This window comes from Bartonella sp. AA56HLJMS (assembly GCF_042197145.1).
Lineage (GTDB): Bacteria > Pseudomonadota > Alphaproteobacteria > Rhizobiales > Rhizobiaceae > Bartonella.
Genome location: NZ_JBHIRL010000007.1, coordinates 88,920 through 115,359, shown reverse-complemented (window position 1 = coordinate 115,359; position 26,440 = coordinate 88,920). Strand labels below are relative to the sequence as shown.

Here is a 26,440-nt window from a genome sequence, read left to right as displayed (position 1 = left end):
ATTGCACAATATGCCAATGAAAGATTAACCAAAAACATACAGAGACAACTTTCTCGTCAAGAATACGCTGCTAATAAGAAAGGCTAGATCATGTTCTCAAGCTTTATCTATATCTTACATATCCTTATGAGTTTATGCATTACACACTTTGATTGCAATTTTAAAAATAGATTATCACTTATGCTTTTTTCCATAAAAAAGTTAATAAAATCAATGTAAAAGGCACTTCCCAGCGGGTTGGCTTTGTTGCGGGTCAAGCTAGAGCGAACTATCGCTAGCGACAGAATTTTTAATTTGACTGTACATTGTACACTTAACTCATTGATAAATAACAATTTCAATATGTACACTGTACAGTATGTGAAACGTTTTCTTAGCAAAAAGTAATTTTTGTTGCTGGACAATTCTATAGTAATAGGTATTTTCGAATCAGGTGCCTAGAAAACACCTTAAACACATAGCGGATTAGTTGCCGAAATAACTAATCTTCCGCAATTTAAAAGCTTTAACTCATTGTATGCTAATAGCTTTGTCAGGTGTGGCTATGCCATATACCCCCTTCGGGGAAAGGCGTAACGACGGACTAGATGCCGTGTTTCTTAGTGCCCAGCACTCTTTTAGAATGTCATTAAGGAACGTCTAACATCTAAGAATTCTTTATGAATACCATTATTAAAATTACTGAATTATGTGGCAAAAGGCATGACAATATTATGCGTGACATCAAGAAAACGCTTGAAGAACTTAACGCCCTCAAATTTGAGGAGGTTGATTTTGGTGGGCACTACCTTGATAACAAAAGTGAAAGCCGCCCTGTTATAACCTGCCAAAGCGTGAATGCTTAATTCTTGTTTCTAGTTACAGCACTGCCTTACGAGCAAAGATAATTGACCGTTGGAAAGAGTTGGAAAGACAAGTAGCTATTCCACAAATTGATTACTCCAAACCCGAGGTATTACTTGGCGCCTTAAATCATCTACAAAATCAAATTAAGCAGAAAAACCATGTTATTTCAGAATTAGCACCAAAAGCAAAAGCTTTAGAAGGCTTAAAACGCTCTGATGGTTTGTTTGGTTTGATTGAAGCCGCGAAGATGTTGGAGATAAGACCAAAGGATTTAATAGATTACTTACGTAAAAATGATTGGGTGTATCGACGTGGTCCATTGTTACCTTAATCAGGATAAAATCAACAAAGGATTCATGGACTGTTCTGCCATCACCATTCAAAAATCGGATGGAACAGAAAAGGTGCTGCCTTCAACAAAAATCACACCTAAAGGATTGGCGGCATGTTTGAGAGAACAAGTCCACGGAGGTGTGCAATGAAGGTAGATTCTAACTTCTTATGCGATTTATGGATGGCATTATCTCAATTTTCTAGACATGAAAATATGAGTGATAAGATTGTACTGCTCTGGTTGACATCATGAGTTTAGTAGAAAAAGCTTTGATTTTAAAACTTCAAGATGAAGTGCCTATCCTTCTTTCGATATCTTTCTCATCTGACGCTCCATAAAAAAAGCCCCACAAAAGTGGGGCTGGATAAAATGATGTTCTAATCAATCTCGCGTTAATTATAATAAAGTGGCTCGCTACATCCACGGGCGCCTATTTTTTCATCTTCTACATAACGAGAATGCGCAAAATTCCGTACAAGATGATCATTGTTAGAGCCACCAGTCCAATCGCCTCCTTCCAACATAACATTTATGTCTACACGTAAACTGCTTCCTTGCTCCCCTGTATGCCATTTAGTCACTGGATAACAACCAGACAAATATTGCCAAACATAACCGCAACCATCCTCACAACCGATATGCGAAATCATCCGTCTATTGTTTGTATCAACGTGTCCTCCAGACGTCTTAAGAGAAGGCGCTTGATTGCCGACAATACTGGTTGCTTGATTACTTCCATACATGCATGGCGAAAACTCATCACTCGTCAAAAATCTCTTATTAACAGACCAAAAATCAAATGCATGATCCGCATAGCTACGATTGGTCGTAATCGGAACACCATATGCCAACTTTGCATTTGCATCTGTCCTTGATTGAAGATAAATATCAACCCAAATATTCTTCCACGGATCGTAAACCATTCCCTCTGGATCAGTCCTCGGACAGTGATTTAAACACCAAACAGAATTGGGCAAAACATCCCCCGCTTGGTAACCCGATAAGAGATGACCTTCAATCTCACCAATATCCGCACATAGCGTATGAAATCCACCGATCTTTTCAGAATTATCCTTTGTATAGCCATCAGGAGCCGTCGGATTTTGCGAAAGCTCAAAGCATAGCTCATTCGTCTGATCTTTTAAGATGAGATATATATAATAATCCTTTCCTGCTTCAAGATCTTCGTCAAAAGTCATCCTTCCACGCCCTGGAACGCGGTAAAAGATGGACCTATCCCCATTCTCTCCACCATGATAAAAGCGAAAACATGCCCCTTCATTGATCACAAGACCTTTTCTATTTTTCGAATCGACTTCCAGAATTCTGTCAGGTTGATGAAAACGCACATCCTCTAAATAACTAGTGGCAAGAGAACCTACCTTACCTGGAAATTCAGAAAGACTGTCACTGTTCCTCTGTGCCTTCTCTTGAACTTCTGTCAATACACTCTTCGCTTCTTCCGCTAACACTTTTGCCTCAAAGGCGGCTGTATTCGCAGAATTTGTCGTTGCTGTCACCGTGTCTAATGAACTCTTGACCTCTCCAAGCCCTTGCTTTGTCGTATCAGCCTCTTCTTTTGCTTGCTCCGCAACATTCATCGCTTCTTCCGCTGTTATCTTCGCAGTCTCAGCTACTTCCTTGGCTTCTACAACCAAAGGTTCTACCTTATCTGCCTTAACCTGCACCGCTTCACAAATGATCAGATCAAATTCTGATAAACCGTATTTCTCTTGCGCATCCGCAATAACTTGGATTAATTGGTAAGTAGCCAACACCACGGTCATTGCATTCGCTAAGACTTTATTTGTTTTTTTCAAAGCTTTTGAACATCAGTTGGTAGCTGATAGAGCCAAGATCTGAGACATCGAGTTCGACAACAGCATCTTTGTTTTACGACGCTTGCCAACTTATGTATCAGAATACACCACAAAGGAATGAAACAGTACTTCTGTATAAGCGTGTCCATTCTCTTATCGTTTGTGACATCAAAGCCAGAAAAGGCACGAGAAACAAAACACGCTCTCCAGTTCCGGCTATTTGTTGTGCTATCTTAAAGCTGGTAAAAATCTTCTCCGTTCCAAATGCCATAATAAGTTTGCCACGGTCTGCTTCTTTTTAACCATCACAGACTTTCTCATACTTTTGGATTTGTTGAAAAGTTATCCCTAATTGGTGCCCTAATTGCTTTTACGACATTCCCAGCATTTTTTTTTGAAAGCGATTTTTTGCCTATAGAAATGTCGTTAAAATGTGGCTTTTTGCTTTTCACTTTCAAGTCCCCCGCTGGGTGCGAGCACCCTCGCATTAGTATTCCGAGAGCCTGAAAGTACTGAGTTCGAGTCAGATTTTTTGCTTTTAGTGCTCACCGCACCTAGACATAGAAAAATATCCCATAATTCCGAGACACCCACAGAGTGGGCTCATTTATGATCGAACTTTAGGGCTTTCAATCCCTACTGATCGCTGCGTAGACGAGCAAAATCACTCTTTAAGTAATAAAGTAATTTCAGGAAATTGGCAATCAAAATTAAAATAATCTCAAAGACTATAAGATTGGGCACTCTTCAAAAGAGGATAATGCGAAGAACTGTCATCATGGTTAGTCATCAACCCACATAATGCTTCTTTTTCAGAAACCGCACAACGCGATATAAGAAAAAATGTTGTTTGCAAAGTTCTCTCTTGCCTATACAAAGAGAAAATGAAAAATTTGGAGGGCGCCCTATGATAAATGACATCTACTGTGTTGGATACAATTATGTTGAACATGTTCATGAACTAGGTAATGTTGTTGAAGATGAACCCGTTATCTTTAGCAAGCCAAAAAGTTCACTCGTTTTAGGCAATGAAATTTATCTCCCTAATTTTTCCAAAGAAATACATTTTGAAACCGAAATTGTACTCAAAATCTCAAAGGACGCTTTCATGATCATGGAGGAAGAAGCAGAAGAATGCTATGATGCCGTAGCAATAGGTCTTGATCTCACAGCGCGGGATTTGCAAACAAAACTGAAAGAAAAAAAGCTTCCTTGGCTTTTATCGAAAGGATTTAAAGGCGCCGCATACGTCTCTGACTTCATAAACAAGGAAAAAATAAACAACCCAATAACCTTTGCAATGAAGTTAAATGGCGAAACAAGACAAGTTGGCAATACGAAAAATATGATCTTTAACTTTGAGAAGATAATCTCATTTTTAAGTCACTACATTCAGCTAAGACGTGGTGATCTCATATACACAGGCACTCCACAGGGTGTAGGAAAACTTTCTCAGTTTGACAGAATAGAATTGTATCTCGAAAATCAATTAATTTCAGAGCTAAAAGTAAAATGAATCATCAAATACTGACCTTTTTCATTGTTTCATTTTTTTTAGTCATCTCACCGGAGCCGAATATGGCCCTTATCATCGATAATGCAACGAGATTGGGAAGAAAGAACGCATTTGTAAACGTTTTAGGATTGTGTACAGCAACATATGTGCATGGGGCATTTTCCACACCTAGGTGTATCAGCGCTCATTCTCAACAACAAAACGCTGTTTTTTTTTAGTAAAACTCATGGGTGGCAGTTATTTATTATACATGGGCTTTAAATCAATTAAATCTGGAATACACAGCTTAAATTCAAAAGAAAGAAGTTCAACGAATGAAAAGCATGCTACGAGTGAAACAAAGCTTTTAACCAGCTATATGGACGGTTTTCTGACACAAATACTAAACCCCAAAGTATCTATATTTTACATAGCAGCTTTTCCAAAATTCTTAGCTTCTGGAGGTAGCATTAAAAAAGGTTTTGAACTTGTCACAATACATTCTTTCAACATCTTTGCATGGTTTACTTTAATGACCATTTTTATATCATTTGCCAGTACCGCCTTAAAAAAGCAGCGGGTAAAAGGCTCGATTAACATTGCGACAGGAACAGTTTTATCTCTGTTTTCTTTTTTCATTTTCTTTGGATAGTTTTATCTTTGATAACAAATTGTAAAGTTAATAGAGCAATCTTTTCCTGATTCTGTCTCTCACTATGAATAGCTCAATCTCTAACAGAGCTTATACAATCCCCAGTTCTTTTTTTCTTTATATAACTGAATTACGTTGCATTTCTTTATCATACTCTCAAGGACGTTTGTGTAAACAATGTGAGTTTCTCGCAATATTTTATAAAATGTTACCAATATCTAAACAAAATCCTTATTCATCACTTTAAAAAAAATAAGCTATGATATTCCTCTTTTCGCTTATGAAACAAAAGTAACTTTTTGATTTATGATAGCACCATACAAACAAAAAAATGATTTAAAAATCATTTTAATTTTCCATTAAAAATTGTTTCTTAAACTAAGATGAGAACTCTCGAGTGCTATTTGAGCAAAAAGTAAACTCTCACCATTATGAATAATAATAAATAATGCACTGATTACAAATAATAAGTTTCAAAAAATTATAAAAACTCCTGACAACTTTCTGAAATAATTTTAAAAGCCCCACGTCTTTTAATGAACAATTAATTTGTTATTCATAACAATAAAAAGCTCCCCATTCAAATATCTGTTACGTTATTTAAGAGGACAACATTCTCTTTTTTCAAAAGCATATTCCTAAAACATATTCTTTTCTTTATCCACACAAAATCATAAAAAACGTTTTTTTCCTTTACACCTCATTTATATCATGCTTCGATACAAAATAATGCTTTTTTAGTGTAATTTAATCTCAAAATAATTAAAGGGAACCCCCAAAAAATGAGCTACAAACAAAATTTAAAAGATAATTCTCAGAATAAGTTACAGCGTGGACTACACAACCGACATGTACAACTTATAGCCATTGGTGGTGCTATTGGAACAGGTCTCTTCATGGGGGCAGGAAAAACAATTAGTGTAGCAGGTCCTTCCATCATACTCGTTTATGCTATTATCGGTTTTGCTCTATACTTTGTCATGCGTGCTATGGGAGAATTGTTGCTTTCTAATTCACAATACCGATCTCTTATTGATTTTTCAACCGATATGCTAGGACCGGGAATCGCTTTCTTTGTTGGCTGGAGCTATTGGTTGAGCTGGGTTGTAACTGGAGCTGCTGACATTATTGCCATCATCACTTATATGAACTTTTGGTGGCCAACACTCAATCCATGGTTTACCGTTTTTACCTGCATTAGTGTCTTTTTAATCTTTAACCTCTTTGCTGTAAAACTATTCGGTGAACTTGAATTCTGGTTTGGTCTTATCAAAGTCGTCGCAATTTTAGCATTAATTGTTGTGGGATTTTATATGATCGTTACGGGCTTTACCTCTCCCAATGGTACGGTTGCTTCTCTCAATCACGTATGGAACGATGGCAATATCTTTCCGCGAGGAATGACAGGTTTTTTTGCTGGATTTCAAATTGCTATTTTTTCTTTTGTTGGTATAGAAATTGCTGGAACAACCGCTGCTGAAGTAAAAGAACCTAAAAAAGTGCTCCCCAAAGCAATTAATGCAATACCGGTCCGTATTGTACTCTTTTACATTTTTTCTCTCGCTGTAATTATGTCTGTCACACCTTGGGATCAAATTGTTCCAGATAAAAGCCCCTTTGTCTCGATGTTTTGGCTTGCAGGCATTCCGATAGCTGCTGGCTTGGTAAACTTTGTCGTTATCACCTCAGCTGCCTCTTCAGCAAATAGTGGTATTTTTTCTACCAGCCGTATGATATATGGACTTGCAACACAAAAAGGTGCCCCTCCAATTTTAGGTAAACTTTCCAGATACCATGTTCCAGCCAATGCTCTATTCTTTTCCTGTTTATGTATTTTAATAGGGTATACAATTGCCTCACTCTCTCCAAGCCTCATAAGTGCTTTTACAATTGTGACAAGCATTTCAGCTATTGCATTTTTATTCGTATGGTCTGTAATTTTGATTAGCTATATTGTGTATCGTCGCAATCGCCCTCATCTACACGCTGAATCCATTTATAAAATGCCAGGAGGTGTTATCATGTGTGGGATAATTTTAGTTTTCTTTGTTTTCATGCTCTATTTGTTGACATTAGAAGCTGATACTCTACTAGCCTTAAAATATAGTATATTCTGGTTTGTTTTCTTAGGTATAATGTATTTTATGTTTGTAAAGAAAAAAATAACTCAAGGTAACAAATAAAGTCTATACATAAAAACATCTCAAAAAAGGGTAATTTTAGTTACCCTTTTTCTACTTAACCTCCTCCCCAAACATCAAAAAACGACGATTCCTACCGGCACCGGTTTGTAAACAAACCGGCTTATTAAGGGGGAATGCTGCTGATCATTTATATGGTTCACCTACATAAGGCTCTATGGGCTAGCCCTGCCCTGAACACTCACCACCCATTCTAAAAATACTTAATGCGTAAAACGTTATATGCTTTATATCACTACTCTACACAACAGTATTTTACTGCACAATAGGATAAGAAACGAGCTATTCTGTAAAAAATTCTCTATAAACTTCACTGACATTGTTTACTAATAAAACATGAGATTTATCTAAAACTTTCCCCCCCCCCAAAAAATTTATATTCAATTTTTTATCAAAATTAAAAATATAGCTCTAAACAGAATATATCTTAATAGCTATCTGCAATAAAAAAAGATTCTATGAAAATATTTTTCTATTTGTAATAAATTTTAAATATTAATACTTAAATGCAAAATTTAAATATATTTTTTAATATTTTAAATAATAGTTTAACAATTTAAACTTATTTTATTTATATACAAAGTTTTATATTTAATAAATTTACAATTTTATTTATATTTTTATATAGATTATAATATCTATAAATAAATAATTTTAAATATAAATATATTTATATAAAAATTACTATAAACAAATATACATAAATATAAATTATTATTTATATACATATAATAATATATAATATAAATTATATTATATATATTACTTATCTATAAAACATAAAAAATCAAAAAAATATAATACAATTTATCTTTTGTTTCTTATATATAAAATAATTATTCCATTAATTAATAATGTTTTTGCTTTATTCACATATAGTCATAGAAAAAAATTCCTTTACTCCTTAACCATAGCGTGTTCCGATAGAAGGAATTACCTTTTTTAGGGTAATTTTTATTTAAAAATAACTAAGGAGAACTCCCCAAAAATGAACAAACAAAATTTAGAAAAAAAACCTAAGAAGAAATTGCAACGTGGACTACATAACCGACACATACAACTTATAGCCCTTGGTGGAGCGATCGGAACAGGTCTCTTCATGGGATCAGGAAAAACAATCAGTGTAGCAGGCCCCTCAATTCTACTCGTTTATGCAATTATTGGTTGTGCTCTATACTTTGTCATGCGTGCTATGGGAGAGTTATTGCTTTCTAATACACAATACCGATCTTTTATTGACTTCTCAACCGATCTTCTAGGGCCATGTGCCGGATTCTTTATCGGCTGGACATATTGGTTGTGTTGGATTGTCACTGGAACTGCTGAAATTATTGCTATTGTCACTTATACACACTTTTGGTGGCCTGAGCTCAATCCGTGGATTCCTGTTATAATTGGTCTTATGTCCTTTTTAATTCTTAACCTCGTCGCCGTAAAACTATTTGGCGAACTTGAGTTTTGGTTTGGTTTTATCAAAATCGTAGCAATTCTAGTCCTAATCGTTGTAGGATTTTATATGATCTTTACCGGTTTTGTCTCTCCAAACGGTACGGTTGCTTCTCTTAGCCATATATGGAACGGTGGGAATATTTTTCCGCGAGGAATTACAGGCTTTTTTGCTGGATTTCAAATTGTTATTTTTGCTTTTGTTGGCATTGAACTCGCTGGAACAGCTGCTGCTGAAGTAAAAGAGCCTCAAAAAGCTTTACCACAGGCTGTTAATTCAATACCAATCCGCATTGTATTCTTTTATATATTCTCTCTTCTTGTGATTATGTCTGTGACGCCGTGGGATCAAATCAGTCCAGAAAAAAGCCCATTTGTAACAATGTATGCACTTATTGGTATCCCAACTGCTGCAGGTTTGATGAACTTTGTTGTCCTCACAGCTGCCGCATCTTCAGCAAATAGTGGAATTTTTTCTACCAGCCGTATGATATATGGGCTAGCAACACAAAAAGGTGCTCCTAAATTTTTAGGAAAACTTTCTCGTAACCACGTTCCAGCCAACGCATTATTCTTTTCATGTATATGCATCTTATTTGGTTATGCCGTTGTATCGTTATCTCAAACACTCATAGCTGCTTTTACAATTGTTACGACAATTGCCGCAACTTTGTTTATATTTGTATGGTCTATCATTTTGATCAGCTATATCGTCTATCGCCGTAATCGTCCTCTCCAGCATACTGTCTCTCCTTATAAAATGCCAGGAGGTGTTGTTATGTGTTGGGCGCTTCTTGTTTTCTTTGCATTCATTATCTATTTATTGTCATTAGAAGCTGACACTGCCATAGCTTTAAAATACACTCCAGCATGGTTCATATTTTTAGGAATTGTATACTTTCTTTTTGGGAAAAAGAATTATGCAAAAAATTAAAAAATAAAGCTTATGTTTCCAAAAACATATAAAAAAGGGTAACTAAAGTTACCCTTTTTTTGATATTTATCTATAAAATTATAAAAGCTATTGACAAAATATCTCTGTAGAATCTTCAATTACGCTCTTTATCAACCAAAGCATTCGATTTTATCCAAGGCATCATAGAACGAAGTTTTTTACCAACTTCTTCAATAGGATGATTATCATTTAAACGCCGCATACTTTTAAAATGAGCAGCACCAGCTTTATATTCTTGAATCCAATTCGATGTAAATTTACCCGTTTGAATATCTTTCAATATACGTTTCATTTCTGCTCTGGTTTCATCCGTAATCACACGTGGACCAGACATATATTCACCCCATTCAGCTGTATTAGAAATCGAATAATTCATATTTGCAATGCCCCCTTCATACATGAGATCAACAATCAGTTTAACCTCATGCAAACACTCAAAATAAGCCATTTCCGGCGCATAACCTGCTTGTGTTAATGTTTCATAACCTGCTCGAATCAATTCAACAAGACCACCACAAAGAACCGCTTGTTCACCAAAAAGATCAGTTTCGCACTCTTCTTTAAATGTTGTTTCAATCACCCCAGCACGTCCACCACCAAGTCCACATGCATAAGATAATGCTACATTATGTGCATGCCCTGAAGCATCTTGCGCCACCGCTATTAAGCAAGGAACACCACAACCCCGTTGGTATTCATGACGAACTGTATGCCCTGGACCTTTAGGAGCAATCATCACAATATCAACGTTTTTTTTAGGTTCAATCAAGCCAAAATGAATGCTCAAACCATGCGCAAAAGCAATCGCTGCCCCATCGTGTAAATGATCATGAATATGTTCCTTATAAATATCAGCTTGCAATTCATCTGGTGTTGCCATCATAATGAGATCTGCCCATTTTGCTGCTTCAGCAACACTCACCACTTCAAAACCATCAGCCATGGCTTTTTTAACTGTTTCCGACCCTGAACGCAAAGCTATTTGCACATTTTTAACACCAGAATCTTTCAAGTTTAAAGCGTGCGCACGCCCTTGAGAACCATAACCAACAATGGCTACTTTTTTCCCTTTAATGAGATTAACATCCGCATCACGATCATAATAAACACGCATAAAAAATTCCTTCTTTCTCTATTTAAACTGGATTTCAGATTATTTTTATTCAATAAGAAACATTATCTACAGTGCATCACACACTTATAAAGACAAAAAACACAGCTTATAAGAACACCGCAATTGAATAATTTTAAAGTTTACATATTGCATAGAAAAAACTGTAGTCCCCAAACATTCCTAAAACATATACGGATCCCCAAATAAACTTCAACTGCTATTCTACAAAAACAATAATTACACAAAATAAGATTTCTAAAGAAAATTTAGCTAATATTCTACTCTTTTATCGTGCAACAACGCTATATTCTAAAAATTAAGATACAACATACAATCTTTAACATGAACCAAATCAATACGGATAGCAAGAAAAATTACAAAATAACAAGTATTGTTTTAATACAACCCTCAAAAGCATATACAACAATATCTTTAGAATAATAGAGAGGATGTTTTTACTTTTTACGTTCTTTTAATATCCACGCCTCTCACACGAAGAAGCCCCCATACGGCTATTATGTTATCCATTTATGGCGCCTTATAAAAAAATTTTAATATGCTCAAGCCCTTTTCAAGAATTCCCTATAATAGTGTAAGATTTATTGCACATCACTCTCTTTACTTCATAAAGCTACAAGTCGATATCATCATTCTATTTAACAGCTCCTATTGCATTAAGCTTATTCATAAGGAGATCTTACGTTATACTATTTACAGATAACCCAAAAATGAGCTCAAATATCAAGAAAATTTGTGTATTGATCCATTAAAATCCTACGCACTCCTTTATAAGGGAAATACTTTCAAAACCCTACTTCTTCTCCATTCAAAGAAATTATAATAAGAAGATTTTAAAACTTCCTCATAATGGATAGTACAAATAAAAAACATCGCATGCACTCAAAAACAAAAGATAGAAAGCAACCAATAAATAGAGGAACAATAGAATATTTATAATGCACGATAATAGTGCTATTTATCTCAAACATATATAAAATTGTTTTTTAAGATAAATTGGCAAACCTCTATAAAAATTTCTTTTCCAATTTTTATAGAGAGAAAAAGATTACGATAATAACCGGATAAAACGCTGAACAGTCTCATGTATTCCATACTCTAATGCATCAGCAATGAGCCCATGGCCAATAGAAACTTCATCAAGCCAAGGAATATTTTTGGCAAGAGCAGGAAGATTCATAAGTGTCAGATCATGCCCTGCGTTTATACCTAACTGCAATTCTTTTGCTCTTCTTGCTGCTAAAACAAGTTTATTGAGCTCTTGATCTTGTTTTGTTTTATCCTGAAATGCACCACCGTAAGGTCCCGTGTAAAATTCCACACGATCAGCGCCCATTGCTTTAGCAATATCAAGACCATCGACAGTAGGATTAGCAAAAAGGGATACACGAATCTTTCTGTTTTTTAAATTCTGAATAATAGGTGCTAAAAATTCTGCATCATGAGCAAAATTCCAACCATGATCAGACGTTGACTGATCTGGATCATCAGGAACAAGGGTAATCTGATCCGCATAGTTTTTAGCGATATCCAAAAATTGATCACTGGGATAACCTTCAATATTAAACTCAGCAGTAGGAAAAGTGTTCTTTATTAAACAGTATATATCTGGTAAATCCGCAAAACGAATATGCCTTTCATCAGGGCGCGGATGAACCGTCAAACCTGCTGCTCCAGCAGCAAGCGCTATATGCCCAATATTCGTTATACTTGGCCACGGAAGATTACGTCGATTACGCAAAACAGCAACAGCATTAAGATTAACCGAAAGTTTTACCGCCATGCCCATTTCCATTTTTTTATAGTGTGTAACAAGATAGAAAAAAGGCATTTTCCATCTGAAACTTAGATGATACACATATTTTCTCTATCGAACAATCGTTAAACGTTCTGCTGCGCGGGTAATTCCCGTATAAAGCCAGCGCGCATACATATCACGAAATGCAAAACTTTCATCAAACAAAACGACATTATTCCATTGAGAACCTTGCGCCTTATGAACCGTTAATGCATACCCATAATCAAAATCATCATATCGCTTTTTTAATTGCCATGAAATTTCTTGATCAGGGTTTTCAAACGCTGCTTTTAAAAGTTTAATCTTTGCTACCCCACGCTCACTTTCTTCTGGTTTCACAAGAAGATTAATACTTGGTTTAACGGTCTCCTTCTGTGAAGTCATCACCTTCCATAAAGAGCCATTCAACAAACCTTTAATCGGATCATTTCGCAAACACACCAGCTTATCTCCCGCTTGTGGATAATCTGCTGTAAATCCCTTTAACACACGCAAACGCTGATTATAAAGGTGGCGTATACGATTAACCCCTACCAAGACCTGATCAGCATCCAAAACCAATTGTTGATTGACCTCTTTACGTGTCACAACGCGCGCTTCTCCATAGTCACCATAAGCAATATCGCGTCCTTCACGTACATCCATAGCAAGACGTATAATCGGATTATCTCGCGCTTGCCGATGAATTTCTGAAAGAAGAAAATCTGGTTCTCCATTAGAAAAAAAGCCTCCACCTGATATAGGAGGCAATTGACCTGGATCACCAAGAACAAGAATTGGCGTTCGAAAACTCATTAAATCACGGGCCAATTTTTCATCTACCATCGAGCACTCATCAACAATAATGAGTTTAGCTTGTGCAGCAGCACTTCTTCGATTTAACGTAAATGTTGGAGCAATAGATTTTTTTCCTGTTATTTCATCGGAAACTTCCTCTTCACCACGTGGACAATAAATTAGCGAATGAATCGTACAAGCATTGCTTGCACCTTTAGAACGCAAAACCTGCGCCGCCTTCCCTGTAAAAGCAGCAAATTGAACAGAACCATCAACTGTCTCTGCAAAATAGCGCGCAAGCGTCGTCTTACCCGTCCCCGCATAGCCAAAAAGGCGAAAAAGAGGAAAACGCCCTTCCTTCAACCACGCGGCAACAGCCTTCAATGCATTATCCTGTTCCGGCGAAAACTGCATAGCTTACCAACATAAGATTTGCATAAAAAGAGCAGTATTTTGAAAAAAACCGACTATCAAGAAAAACCTTTTTATTAAGAATTGCTGACACACGCCCATCTAACAACTTTCGTAGCACAATTATCAATTATTTACCCATTGTTTTTTCAAGATATTGTAACAATCTAAATTTTATCTATACATCGATCTTCTTGGTAACACCTTATGCGTATCAAATAAAACATCATTTTTTACAACAGTAACACCAACAATGGAAGATGCATATCTTAAATTTAAAATAACACCTATATACGCTTTTTCTAACCAAAATTTAGAATGAGAAAAAGAGTATTGCAATTGCAAAACCCTCACTAGAAAAAATGTCCTTAACAGGATAAAAATAATGTAATTTTTGAACGCTATTTTACACAATCAATCAGCTTTCTTGCACATAAAAATAAAGTACATCCACTATTACGAAATAATAATTAAATATATCAAAAACCTTTTAGCTGAAATAAAAATAGCTCTCAACAAAACGACTTAATCCTATGATGATACACCTATAAAGTTCCTATCTCCCTCTCATCATGATTTTAATAAATTTACTCTTCATGCTACAAATAAGTGATATCTCAACGAATAAAGAGAGACATCACACTTATATGAAGCACGCTTTATCTCGCACAAATATGTAGCTTTTTCTGTTTCAACAATAAAATATGGTTTGTAAGTATGGCCTTCTTGGTAGTCTATTATAGAAAACTGGGACATGGCTTCAGTCCAGCGTAGCACTTCAGGTTCGTCCTCTAGAATATGAGAAAAGCGCAATTCTCCATCTATTGAGTTAAACTTTTTCTTTTTGTCGCAATGTTTTAAAGTTTATAAAAACTAACTGATTAATGCTATTCTTATTTGCTAGAAATAACAATAAATCAAGGGATATAATTTGTTAATAGGCTTGGCGTTATGTCAAAATATCAGTGGTGATATTGCTTTTTGGTTGTTTTAGAAATGAAATAATGAACTCAAATATTGATGAATGAAACAGGAGGTTTAAATTGAAAATATTAATTCCAGATGACTATCAAAAAGCTACCCTAACATTACAGTCTATTACAAAATTAATGAAATCGCATGAAGTGCTGGTTATAAATAATTTAGCTAAAGAATATGATTTAGAAGATAGGCTCAAAGAGATAGATATTCTGATCTTAATCAGAGAGCGGACTATAGTTGATAGAAATCTTCTCCTGAAACTGCCAAATTTAAAATTAATCTGCCAAACAGGCCCTATAGGTTCACATATTGATATAGAAGCTTGTAGAGACTTAGGAATTGAAATATTAGACGGTGGTGGAGATCCAACTTCTGCTGCTGAATTTGCGTGGCTCTTAATTATGTCTGCGCGTAGAAAACTCTGTAAATCTGTATCTGATATGAAAAAAGGACGATGGCAAACAACATTTGGCAACCAAATGAAAGGGGCTACTCTTGGAATATTCGGGTTTGGCCGTATTGGTAAAATGGTTGCTCAATATGCTCAAGCTTTTGGCATGTCCATTTTGGTTTATGGGAGCGAGCGTTCAACGCAAGAAGCAAAAAATTTAGGTTATCATTTTACGCATTCAAAAGATGAATTTTTTACACGTCCTGACGTTATATCCGTCCATTTACGTTTAAGCGATAAAACCAGAGAAATCATAAAATTAGATGATCTATTGAGCATGAAACCTCATGCTATTTTTGTCAACACAGCGCGTTCAGCTTTGGTTGAAAAAGGGGCGATAGAAAAAATACTAAGTTTGGAAAATTCAATTTACTTTGCACTGGATGTTTATGACAGCGAGCCAGTATATGAGAGCAAATTATTGCAATCAGATAGAGTTCTTTGCACACCGCATCTGGGCTATGTGACTGAAGAAAGCTTTGAGAATTATATTGAAAAAGCTTGCCAAAATATAGCGTCTTTTATAAAGAGCACTTAATGCCGGCTGAGCCAATGTTTGTAAAATTTATCTTATATCGCTAGCGTATCAAATTTGCACTACACATAATAGCTTATTTCCTTAAATGAAGCATATTCCTTAGCTTTCATATTAATACCAATTGTATTGACAGATTTTTATGTAATCAGCATAAAATACCTAATTTATTGTTGCAAGCATTATTAAAAAAGGCTACTTCATTGGAATACACTTTAATTGGAGGGGGGGCGGAGTGAGCAATAATAAATTTATAGGAAAAAATTATTATAGATGGATTATATTGCTTGTTGCCACTATCGCTCAAGCATCAGCCTGCTTCTTTGTTCAAGGGATTGGTCCTTTAGCTGAATTTTTTAAGAAGGATTTCTCGCTTAGTGATTCTCAGATAGGTTTACTATCTTCAGCAGCGCAGTTCCTACCTATTATTGGATTACTTGTAGCTGGTGAATTACTAGACAAGTTTAACGAGCACTATATTATTGGAGTTGGCGCGATCGGCGTTTCTGTCGCTCTTTTGTTGGAAGCAATCGCAGATAACTATATTTCCCTTTTGGTTTGTTTGCTAATTGTAGGGGGATTTATAGTTCTGCTCAACTCGGTAGTGCTAAATCCGTTTCTTCATGGTTTCCACAATCGCAACGCGGATTTGCAATGGGAATAAGGCAGGCGGGGCTACCATTAGGTAGAGGGCATTAGCTGGGTATAGTTATTCCTGCGAGTGCCCTTGTCTATGGCATACAAGGTGCGTTTTTGGTCGGTACCATAGTTTCTTTTTTAGGTGGATGTATATTTATTATTTTTATCACTCACCAGCAAAAGTTATCACTATCGTTCCAGAAAGCAAGGCAAGAATTTCGTTCTATGCAAATGTAAGATCTCGTCTTGCAATGTTGGCTGCGCCTCATATGAAGAATATTATTTTTCCAAGCATTTCACTTGTGATCGTTCAATATGTTTTAACTATTTTTATAACGATCTATTTTTATAGAATCTATCACCTGTCTCTAGATAAAAGTGCTTATTTATTTTTTGTTTCACAGGCTTCTGGTGCCTTAGGAAGAATTATTTTAGCAGCGTGGCGTGATCATTGTAAAAAAGGACAATTTTTTCCTGTCTTGTTTTGCATGATTGCAGTCGTTTTTGGATTTTTAATATTAATTTTGGGCATAAGTGGATCCATAATTTATTTAACTATTTTATCTGCTTGGTTAGTTTTTTGGGAATGGAATGGTATGGCCCTTGGGCTGCTTATATTGTAGACTCTTAAGCCGAAAGAAAGCGTTGTGTTTTCTCTGGGTTTAGCAATATCTGTAAATCAAATCGCAATTATTACTACTCCACCATTATTTGGATTAATCCAAGATTTTACAGACACTTATTTACTAACATGGCTGATTTTAATTATTGTTTTTTCACTTTTTTAATAAAAAAGTAGGGAAATATAATTGGGGAAATTATAATGATAAATGGAAAATACTTTTTAGTTGAGCAATGTCGAAAGAGACAAACTTTGAGAGGCTTTAGACCATGTTATTTATGATCTATACGGTGGTATTGAATATTCGGTTGAGTTAAAAAAATAGCATTTTCGCTGCTCCCACATAGAATATTGACAATTCTTATGAACCAAAAGGTGTCTATTACCCCTAGACCATATTTAATCTTTGAAAACCTTCCTGTTGATAAACAAATTAATATGTCACCTAATCCTTACAATTTAGATGTGTCTTGTAAAAGTGGCTATATTAGCGAAAATTTAATTATAATGTTTTCTTTATTGATCGGAGAGCCTTATTCAATTAAGTTTGAAGGCGAACATATAGTAAATAACCTAGTTCCTTTAGAGGATAATAAAAAAGATTATACAGGATTAGGATCTGAAGTTGAGTTAGATTTTCATATGAAAATGCTGCACTAAAATTTATAACGGATTTAAATTTATCTCCTAAAGGTGATACTTTTATCTGGTATTCGCAATGGTGTTGATGGCCCGTTAACGAGAATATCTGATGCACGTCTAGCCTTAAAACTTTTAAGTGAGGAGGATTTGAGGAGCTTAAGGGATAATTTATATATAATTAATGTTCCCTATAGATGGAGAAAAAATGGGGTAACCTCTACAAGTAAAGTGCCCCTAGTTCAAGGGGACGGTGAATTCCCAGATATCAGCGCTGTTTTTTATCCAGGCATGTTAGAGCCACAGTCAAAAAAGCCAAGAAAGCTTCAGATCATTTTTATGAAGCTATTAAGGCTGTATCTTTTGGAATTGATGTACAACCAGAAAGATTATTATACATTGATAACAGAATGACCCTACACTCTAGAGATAAATTTTTTGGATCATTTGATAGTTATGAAAATCTAATGCGGTGGATTCAAAGAGTGTTTGTGTCTGCAGATTTATGGAATCATAGATATATAGAACAAATAAAAGAAAGAGTATTTAATTTTCAATGTTAATATCCTGATAATGATATGATGTTGAGTATTATTCTGGTTTATATATTGACGATACATCTCATATGTATAGGTTTCTCCCGCATAATCATACCTGATTATAAGCTATGGTGACCTATTGGTTTTCTATGGCTGCATTTGATTTTTGTTATTTTTTCCCTTCCTTTCAAACCGCTAGGGGATTTTCCTATCAAGCCCCTGAAAGAGCTATTTGGAGTAATTTCATAATGCAAAACCAAAACATAGTAACAAACTTTTCTATTGTTTTCACAAGTATGACGGCTTGCATGGTTGCACCCTTCAAGCACTGTGGCTTTTTTTCTTGCACGATGAAATCATTCATATATGAGACAACATAATTAATTTATAACAGATAATTCAATGTATTATCTAAAAAATGCAACGAAATAGCTATTAATGTGAACATATGAATTAAAAAAACAAACATCGCGTACAAATAAATTCAAACATAATTGTGCACACGACTTATAACATTTTTAGATGAACAAATAATAATACACCCCATGTCTTTAAACAAAGAATGAAAATCATAAAATGAGCTCTAAGGATAATAGGAACTCTCCACAAAGAAGAGACAGAGATGAAGACTCCAAAGACTTCATCATCACCATCCTTCACCATTTTGTTAACATATTCATTTTATACAAGAATCTTTCCCTCGGAAGAAATAGCATTTGCAATAGCTTCTTCGCTTGCCTCATCGGGTAATAACATCTCATTATGAGCACATCCCGATGGGATCATAGGAAAACAGTTTTCTAAATGATAAACACGACAATCAAAAAGAACAGGCTTATCACAGTCAATCATCTGCTGAATTTTATCATCAAGTTCATCGGGTTTTGAACAATGAATTCCCACGGCTCCATAAGCTTGTGCCAATTTCACAAAGTCAGGCATAGATTCCGTATAAGAATGAGAAAGACGATTACCATGCAGCAATTGCTGCCACTGGCGGACCATTCCCATATACTGATTATTTAAAATGAAAATTTTCACCGGTGTGTCATGCTGAATAGCTGTTGCAAGCTCTTGAATATTCATCTGAATGGAGGCATCACCAGAAATACACACAACAAGCGCATCAGGATGCGCTATTTGAACACCTATAGCAGCAGGTAAACCATACCCCATCGTTCCAAGACCACCAGAAGTCATCCAATGTTTTGGTTCATCAAAATGATAATACTGCGCTGCCCACATCTGATGCTGCCCGACATCCGTTGTAATATAAGCATTCGCATCTTTGGTAAAAGCATACAGCCGTTCAAGAGCATATTGCGGCATAATGACATCTTTTTTCTCCGCATATGCCAATGAATTACGAGCCTTCCAACGGTTAATTTGCGTCCACCACGCCTCACGGACTTCACTGTTAAACGCTGGTTGCTGTATCTTTAAGAGTTGCGTCATATCTCCTAAAACACAAGCCACATCACCAATAATTGGAACTTCTGCTTTTACAATTTTATTGATAGAAGAAGGGTCAATATCAATATGAATAATACGCGCATGAGGTGCAAATGCATCAAGGCGCCCGGTGATACGATCATCAAATCGTGCTCCAACAGCTAACATGACATCACAATCATGCATGGCCATATTAGCCTCATAGGTTCCATGCATTCCAAGCATTCCAAGCCAATTTTTACCGGAAGCAGGATAAGCACCAAGTCCCATTAATGTTGAAGTAATCGGAAAATCCCCCAATTGAACCAAATTACGTAAAAGCTGTATAGCTTTCATCCCCGATGAAATAACACCACCACCAGAATAAATAATAGGGCGTTTTGCCTCAACTAAAAGAGAAACGGCAGATTCAATAGCCTTAGTATTCCCTTTCAACGATGGAAAAGAATGTAAAGATTCCTGAACTTGAGGTGCTCTATAAAATCCTGAAGAAAATTGAACATCCTTAGGAATATCAATCAAAACCGGCCCAGGACGACCTGATTGAGCAAGAGCAAAAGCTTCATGAATAATAGCCGCAAGATCATTGACATTTTTAACCAGCCAATTACGCTTCGTACAAGGCTTTGTAATTCCAACTGTATCAGCCTCTTGAAAAGCATTTGTTCCAATCACCGTTGTTGACACCTGCCCAGAAAAACAAATAAGAGGTATCGAATCCATAAGAGCATCTTGCAAAGGTGTAACAGCATTCGTTGCCCCTGGACCAGAAGTCACAAGCATAACCCCTACCTTCCCTGTGCTGCGTGCATAGCCTTCAGCTGCATGCCCTGCGGCTTGTTCATGGCGCACCAAAATATGCTGGAGTGTATCTTGGTGATAAAGAACATCAAAAATAGGCAAAATAGCCCCACCAGGATAACCAAAAATATGTTCAACGCCTTGATCTATAAGAGCTTGAACCACTATTTCAGCGCCCGACATTATTTTTCCATCTGCACTCTCTTGCTTTCTTGGATCATTTCTCATTTTTCCCACTCACCTACTTTATAGGACAATAAAAAAGCCCCTAACGGAGCCCATTACACAACACATACTGTATGATTACCCCCATTATTCCAACGTATAAAATATATAAAAAATTCCTTGTAGAGAGATTTCTAATTCCATTGATACCATTCGTCAATAAAAAATTATATTTTCTAAAAAATTTCTTTTTCACGAATTATATTTTATCTTTCGATAAGTTTCTTTGCAAAGCTCTAACTCTTTTATCAAAAAGTAAGCATCCATTCTTCATCAAATTGATTACGAAACCATGTCATTTGTCTTTTTGCATATCTCCTCGTTTGTATTTTTACCGCTTCAAGAGCATTCTCAAAGCTTCTATATCCATCCAAATAAGCCATAAATTCAGGTATACCAATAGCCTTCATTGCCGGTAAAGAAGGGGAAAGTTTAAGTTTTTTCATAGCCACCACTTCTTCTAAAGCTCCTCTTTCAATCATAGAATCCAAGCGTTTATGAATACGTTCATAAAGCAGAGAACGTGGTGGCATGAGAAGAATTTTTTCGGTCAAATTCGGCGCAATGAGAGGTGTTGTTTTTTGTTTCTGCCACCAACTGAGCGTCTTACCGGTTGCATCATAAACTTCCAAAGCACGGACAATACGCTGTCTATCGTGCGAAGAAATTTTTTCAGCAACAACAGCATCAATCTGCAACAACTGGCGATAAAGACTTTCAGGTCCCTCTTTATCAAGCAGCAAACGCCACTTCTGCCGCACAACATCTGGAACATGAGGGATTTCCGAAATCCCCTCTAAAAGAGCACGAAAATAAAGTCCTGTCCCACCAACAAAAATAACTGATCTTAAAGAAAAAGTAGTCAATAGCTTCTCGACATCACACAACCATTGCCCTACTGAATAATTCAAAATAGGACTCACATGACCATAAAGATAATGGGGAACAATCGCGGTATCAGCCTCCCCCGGCCGTGCCGTTAAAATATTTAAAACATCATAAACCTGCATTGAATCAGTATTAATAATGAGAGCATTTTTTTCTTGAGCCATTTGCAAAGCAAGTTCTGACTTCCCACTTGCCGTTGGCCCCGCTATTAATGTAACTGTTCTCTGTGCCATGAATAGCAATTTCTCCCAATCAATAATTTATTACAACATGCAGACACCCCCAAAGCCTTCCTGTATTTTCTCTCCATTATCATAGAGTAAATACTTCAAACAAAAAATACGAACACAAATTCCCCTTAAGACAAAGCCCCTTATGAAACTTATAAAAAAGAAAAAATGGACTTAATAACAACACCAAAGGAATTTCCAAGCATTTTTTGCTATCGTAATTCAATAACAAACCACAGCTATAATAATTCTGTCCGTTAAGGCCATTAAAAATATACTCTTTGTCATCATTTATGAAAATAATACTAAGTTTAATCTATACAATCAAATAGCTTTATTTTTTCCTATAAAAATAGCATGCTACGCCGGTTTATAATAAGAGCCTCATAAAGCATCATATCAATACCATTTACTTGCGCATCACAAGCAGAGATAAAAATGGACTTAAGAAAGGTGTACCAATATCTCTTATGCAGCATTTCAAAGTCTAGGCTGTTACAATATTGAGAACTGAAAAATACTATGATGACACCAATTTATACTTTGATATTCAGCATAAAGATATAATGATTTCCAATAGATTTTATATTGCACACCCCATGCTCTCTATCGTGAAATGAGCTTGAGAAATATCGGACATCACATGGCTGACTTGCAAAATATCCCACACACTAAGGCTGATAAAAAACAAAAAATAATTTTTTAAGGATCAATCCATTAGGAGCGTTACGAACCGTAACTCTCCATCTGGACGTGCTACAATAAATAGAGCATTTTTGCGTCCAGCTTCACGTAATTTATGAATACGTTTTTTAGCCTCATCAATTGTTGTGATAGAACTCTGATTGATATCAACAATCACTTCACCAACGCGAATACGCTTTTTATCCGCTGCACTATTTTGTGCAACAGATGTCACCACTAGTCCTCGAAGTTTATCTGAAATTGAATAACGATGACGCAAATCCTCTGTCAGTTCAGATAACGTCATTCCCATAAATTGCATTGTCACGTTTTTCGACAAATCTTGATTTTTTTTATCATCAACTTCTTCTGTATCTTCATTTGGATCTGTTTCAATCAAACGTCCAAGCTTAACTTTTACTGTTGCTTCTTGCCCATTGCGTAAAATAGTAACGTCCACCACTTTTCCTTCTGAACTTTCTGCAACTAAACGCGGCAAATCACGTGCATGCTTAATTTTGGAATTACCAAAGGAAAGAATAACATCTCCAGTTTGTAACTGGCTATTATCTACATTATTTTCTTCCGTCTGTTCTATTTTACCAGCCACCAATGCTCCCACAGCATTGTCCAATTTTAAACTTTTTGCAATATCCTCTGTTACCGGCTGAATACGAATAGCCAACCAACCACGCCTTATTTCTCCAAAATCACGCAATTGATTAATAACAGAAAGAGCCATATCCGATGGAATAGCAAATCCAATACCGATAGATCCTCCCGAAGGTGAAACAATTGCTGTATTAATGCCAATGACTTCACCATTTCTATCAAATAACGGCCCACCAGAATTTCCCCGATTAATTGCTGCATCTGTTTGAATAAAATTATCATAGGGACCAGCATTAAGATCACGGTTACGTGCAGAAATAATACCAACCGTCACACTTCCACCAAAACCATAAGGATTACCAATAGCCATAACCCAGTCACCAATACGTGCTTTTTCTGAGTCACCAAAACGCACAGCTTTTAATTTTTTACTTCCTGCATCGACTTGAAGCAACGCCAAATCAGTTTTGCTATCCTTTCCAAGAAGCTTTGCCTTTAGTTTTGTACCATCCGTAAAATTAACTTCAATATCATCAGCATCTACAATAACATGATAATTTGTAACAATAATCCCTTTTTGCGCATCAATCACAAAACCAGAGCCTAAAGAACGCACCTTTTGAAATTGACTATCTTTTTGACCATCCTTGGGTGTAAAAAAATCACTGAAATATTCCTCCAGCAATGAATCTTTTGGGATAACGGGTACCGAGGTGTTTGCATCCTGTTCTGTTCCTTCAACAGTCTGCGCCGTGGAAATATTCACAACTGTTTCCAAAAGCTCAGAAGCTAAATCAGGAATAGAAAGCAATGCCTTGCTTGTCTCGGCTCCCCAAGACAAACTCACTGATCCTGATAGAAACAAAGTCACACAAAAAACAACTCTTGTGATAAAAAACTTTAAAAACGTATTTTTACTCACGATACTTCTATCCATGACATGCCTTTAATCAAAGATGCAAAGAGCCCCACTAAATTTATCTACATAAAACCAGCACGGCTCGATACTCTCTACCACTTTTACCATAAAAGAAAATGGTCACAGATCATTCTTTTCATGCAAAATCTCGTATCTGCAATCCATTATTTTATCTATTCTCTCCCGATTTTGGATCAGTTTTACTGAGGCCAGTATTCATTGTCGGTAAGAATGCTTTATTTGCCTGCGGCGGATTACGAAAATAGAAAAAGAAATCCTCATTTGGAGAAATCACCATCGGTGTTTTCTCTAAATTCTTGTATTGTTCCATCGCCAACCAAAAATCGTAAAAAGACGGATTAGCCTCCCTCGCATTCAATAGAAGACGAATACTTTCAGCTTGACCTTCACCACGGGTAATTTCAGCATCACGCTTTGCAGCTGCTACAATTTCTTCATATTCACGATTAGCTTCTGCCACAATACGATCTCGCTCCTGCTGACCACGAGCCCGGATATTTTCCGCAGCAGCTTCACGTTCAGCTGCCATTTGCCGATAGACATCTTCTGAAACAGCATCAGTCAAATCGGTTTTACGAATACGCACATCAACAATGGTAATACCCAACGAGCCTGCATCTACAGAAAATTGCTTCTGTACTTCAGCCATCATCGCGCCTCGTTCATCCGATAAGGCTGCTTTAAATTCTCGCTTACCATAAACAGCACGCAAAGCGTCAATAAACCGTGGTGCAAGGTTTTCACGTGCCGCAATTTGTGGACGCCCAGAAGCAATGCGCTGTAAAAACAACTTAGGATCTGTAATACGGTAAATAAAGAACGCATCCACCTCATAATACGCACCACCACGAACCTGTACAGATTGTGTAGGAACATCGTAACGCAATAACCGATTATCAACAATGATCATCTTATCGATAAAGGGCGCCTTGAAATAGATTCCAGGATTAGATTCTACCTGAACAATTTGTCCAAAACGCTTAATTGCTACTTGTTGACGAGGATAGACGATAAATACGGACATCCACAAAATCATCAAAACAAACACTATAGCACTAAAAACAAACAAAAAGCGAGATTGCTGCATAATTAATCTCCTCCAGAAATACGAGAATCTAAGAGTAACGCAGGACGCGCTGCTGTTGCCTTTACTTTTTCCGATGACTTGCTACGCAACAATTCATTCAAAGGTAAATAAGGCACCGCTGGAGAATTTGCCTGATCAAGAACCAGCTTATTTGGTGAAGAAAGAATCCGCCCCATCGTCTCCATATAGAGACGGTAGCGAGCAGCTTCTGGTGAAATCGCAGCCTCTCGAGCTATCGCCTGAAAACGTTCAGCACGCCCTGTTGCCTCTTCAACCATTTGTGCCTTTTCACCTTTTGCGATTTCCCGTGTGCGTGAAGCTTCACCATTTGCTAAACCAATTTTCGTAAAACGCACACGATTCCCCTCTTCAATCATTCTTCCACGTTCCTGCTCCGCCTGCTGAACAGAATTAAACGCAGCAGCAACCTTTGTCGGAGGAGCAGCTTCACTGATAGAAACACGGCTTATTTCGACACCAAGTTGATATTTATCCACAGTCAACTGGATAATCTTTCTAACGTCATTAGCAACTTCTTCTTTCTTGTCACGTAAAACATCATCAACCGGCCGCGAACCAATGACCTCACGCATTGCACTCTCAGCAACTTGGCGGACAGTTCCCTCTTGATCATTCACATTGAATAAAAACTGACTAGGGTATGAAATCCGATAATAAACGGAAAAATTAACATTAACGATATTTTGATCACTCGAAAGCATTAAACCATCACTTTGTTGCGCCTGACCGGGCTTCCCACCAATCGCGATTGTTTTTTCCGTTAAAGGGACTTTCATATAGGTCTCAATTGGCCAAAAATGAAAATGCAACCCATCACCAATAATGCCTTCTTTAGGGATGCCAAAGCGCAACTCTACCGCTTGTTCATTTTGCTGAACAATATAAATTGACTGGTATAGCCAAAAAAACACAATAAGCAGAAGGAATAAAACAGAAAAACTGCTTCTCCCGAATTGTTTAAATTGATCCTGCCCTTTGCGCAAAATTTCATTAAGATTAGGACCATTTTCGCCACCATTACCGCCACCAGAACCAAAGAGATTCTTAGCTGGTGTTTTTTTGTCACCACTGTTTTTATCGCCACTCCACGGGCCACCACCATTTTGATTTGTCCAGGGCATTATCACCTCTTTAACTGATTACCACTACTCGAACACCAACCATTTGCTTGATCTTATAGGGTGTCTCTTACCTCATTACAATACAACTGATAAACCCTTCCACTTC

19 protein-coding genes and 2 pseudogenes are annotated in these 26,440 nt (G+C 36.5%); 10 read left to right on the top strand and 11 right to left on the bottom strand.

Annotated elements, in window-relative coordinates:
• Positions 1 to 659 precede the first annotated feature (659 nt).
• Both ACFINI_RS05380 and ACFINI_RS05375 read left to right on the top strand, forming a co-directional pair.
• On the top strand, positions 660 to 845 hold the full coding sequence (locus ACFINI_RS05380) for a hypothetical protein (RefSeq protein ID WP_375612034.1): 186 nt from the start codon (positions 660 to 662) through the stop codon (positions 843 to 845).
• A 53-nt stretch (positions 846 to 898) separates the two neighbouring features.
• Positions 899 to 1,328, top strand: a pseudogene (locus ACFINI_RS05375) (phage antirepressor KilAC domain-containing protein); the annotation flags it as partial.
• 244 nt (positions 1,329 to 1,572) lie between these two features.
• Here ACFINI_RS05375 and ACFINI_RS05370 read toward each other — a convergent pair.
• From ACFINI_RS05370 to ACFINI_RS05360, 3 genes and pseudogenes are all read right to left on the bottom strand, one after another.
• Entirely contained in the window at positions 1,573 to 3,000 is a 1,428-nt protein-coding gene (locus tag ACFINI_RS05370) for a hypothetical protein (RefSeq protein WP_375646582.1), read from the bottom strand.
• A gap of 97 nt (positions 3,001 to 3,097) precedes the next feature.
• On the bottom strand, positions 3,098 to 3,271 hold the full coding sequence (locus tag ACFINI_RS05365; protein WP_375646578.1) for a DEAD/DEAH box helicase family protein: 174 nt from the start codon (positions 3,269 to 3,271) through the stop codon (positions 3,098 to 3,100).
• Positions 3,272 to 3,373: 102 nt separating this feature from the next.
• Positions 3,374 to 3,488, bottom strand: a pseudogene (locus ACFINI_RS05360) (transcriptional regulator); the annotation flags it as partial.
• Positions 3,489 to 3,907: 419 nt separating this feature from the next.
• On the opposite strand from ACFINI_RS05360, the gene ACFINI_RS05355 reads away from it, so the two are divergent.
• The 4 genes from ACFINI_RS05355 (at position 3,908) to ACFINI_RS05340 (ending at position 9,728) form a co-directional block, all read left to right on the top strand.
• Entirely contained in the window at positions 3,908 to 4,516 is a 609-nt protein-coding gene (locus tag ACFINI_RS05355) for a fumarylacetoacetate hydrolase family protein (RefSeq protein WP_375612032.1), read from the top strand.
• 226 nt (positions 4,517 to 4,742) lie between these two features.
• Positions 4,743 to 5,147, top strand: a complete 405-nt coding sequence (locus tag ACFINI_RS05350) for a LysE family translocator (RefSeq protein ID WP_375646575.1) — start codon at positions 4,743 to 4,745, stop codon at positions 5,145 to 5,147.
• Between the two features lie 782 nt (positions 5,148 to 5,929).
• Positions 5,930 to 7,330: an amino acid permease gene (locus ACFINI_RS05345; protein WP_375612030.1), complete on the top strand. Its 1,401-nt coding sequence runs from the start codon at positions 5,930 to 5,932 to the stop codon at positions 7,328 to 7,330.
• A 1,006-nt stretch (positions 7,331 to 8,336) separates the two neighbouring features.
• Positions 8,337 to 9,728: an amino acid permease gene (locus tag ACFINI_RS05340; RefSeq protein WP_375612029.1), complete on the top strand. Its 1,392-nt coding sequence runs from the start codon at positions 8,337 to 8,339 to the stop codon at positions 9,726 to 9,728.
• A gap of 115 nt (positions 9,729 to 9,843) precedes the next feature.
• Here ACFINI_RS05340 and ilvC read toward each other — a convergent pair whose 3' ends face one another.
• The 3 genes from ilvC to ACFINI_RS05325 all read right to left on the bottom strand — a co-directional run bounded on the left by ilvC (position 9,844) and on the right by ACFINI_RS05325 (position 13,870).
• Positions 9,844 to 10,863, bottom strand: a complete 1,020-nt coding sequence (gene ilvC / locus ACFINI_RS05335) for a ketol-acid reductoisomerase (RefSeq protein WP_375612028.1) — start codon at positions 10,861 to 10,863, stop codon at positions 9,844 to 9,846.
• 1,066 nt (positions 10,864 to 11,929) lie between these two features.
• On the bottom strand, positions 11,930 to 12,664 hold the full coding sequence (locus ACFINI_RS05330; RefSeq protein WP_375646571.1) for a pyridoxine 5'-phosphate synthase: 735 nt from the start codon (positions 12,662 to 12,664) through the stop codon (positions 11,930 to 11,932).
• A gap of 84 nt (positions 12,665 to 12,748) precedes the next feature.
• The gene (locus ACFINI_RS05325; RefSeq protein WP_375646569.1) at positions 12,749 to 13,870 is read right to left on the bottom strand and encodes an ATP-dependent RecD-like DNA helicase; all 1,122 of its coding nucleotides are present in this window, start codon (positions 13,868 to 13,870) and stop codon (positions 12,749 to 12,751) included.
• Between the two features lie 1,040 nt (positions 13,871 to 14,910).
• On the opposite strand from ACFINI_RS05325, the gene ACFINI_RS05320 reads away from it, so the two are divergent.
• The 4 genes from ACFINI_RS05320 (at position 14,911) to ACFINI_RS05305 (ending at position 17,755) form a co-directional block, all read left to right on the top strand.
• Complete coding sequence (locus ACFINI_RS05320; RefSeq protein ID WP_375646567.1) at positions 14,911 to 15,837, top strand: D-2-hydroxyacid dehydrogenase family protein; 927 nt, start codon at positions 14,911 to 14,913, stop codon at positions 15,835 to 15,837.
• 232 nt (positions 15,838 to 16,069) lie between these two features.
• Entirely contained in the window at positions 16,070 to 16,498 is a 429-nt protein-coding gene (locus ACFINI_RS05315) for an MFS transporter (RefSeq protein WP_375646564.1), read from the top strand.
• A 121-nt stretch (positions 16,499 to 16,619) separates the two neighbouring features.
• Positions 16,620 to 17,096, top strand: a complete 477-nt coding sequence (locus ACFINI_RS05310) for a hypothetical protein (protein ID WP_375646561.1) — start codon at positions 16,620 to 16,622, stop codon at positions 17,094 to 17,096.
• Between the two features lie 362 nt (positions 17,097 to 17,458).
• Entirely contained in the window at positions 17,459 to 17,755 is a 297-nt protein-coding gene (locus ACFINI_RS05305) for a hypothetical protein (RefSeq protein WP_375646557.1), read from the top strand.
• Between the two features lie 1,199 nt (positions 17,756 to 18,954).
• Here ACFINI_RS05305 and ACFINI_RS05300 read toward each other — a convergent pair.
• The 5 genes from ACFINI_RS05300 to hflK form a co-directional block, all read right to left on the bottom strand.
• Positions 18,955 to 20,754 (bottom strand): acetolactate synthase 3 large subunit, encoded by a 1,800-nt coding sequence (locus tag ACFINI_RS05300; protein WP_375646553.1) that lies wholly within the window; start codon positions 20,752 to 20,754, stop codon positions 18,955 to 18,957.
• Between the two features lie 245 nt (positions 20,755 to 20,999).
• Complete coding sequence (gene miaA / locus ACFINI_RS05295) at positions 21,000 to 21,872, bottom strand: tRNA (adenosine(37)-N6)-dimethylallyltransferase MiaA (protein WP_375646547.1); 873 nt, start codon at positions 21,870 to 21,872, stop codon at positions 21,000 to 21,002.
• 706 nt (positions 21,873 to 22,578) lie between these two features.
• The gene (locus ACFINI_RS05290; protein ID WP_375638325.1) at positions 22,579 to 24,102 is read right to left on the bottom strand and encodes a Do family serine endopeptidase; all 1,524 of its coding nucleotides are present in this window, start codon (positions 24,100 to 24,102) and stop codon (positions 22,579 to 22,581) included.
• A 151-nt stretch (positions 24,103 to 24,253) separates the two neighbouring features.
• Positions 24,254 to 25,192 (bottom strand): protease modulator HflC, encoded by a 939-nt coding sequence (gene hflC, locus ACFINI_RS05285; RefSeq protein ID WP_375606990.1) that lies wholly within the window; start codon positions 25,190 to 25,192, stop codon positions 24,254 to 24,256.
• Positions 25,193 to 25,194: 2 nt separating this feature from the next.
• Positions 25,195 to 26,334: an FtsH protease activity modulator HflK gene (gene hflK, locus ACFINI_RS05280; protein ID WP_375612019.1), complete on the bottom strand. Its 1,140-nt coding sequence runs from the start codon at positions 26,332 to 26,334 to the stop codon at positions 25,195 to 25,197.
• Between the last annotated feature and the right edge of the window lie 106 nt (positions 26,335 to 26,440).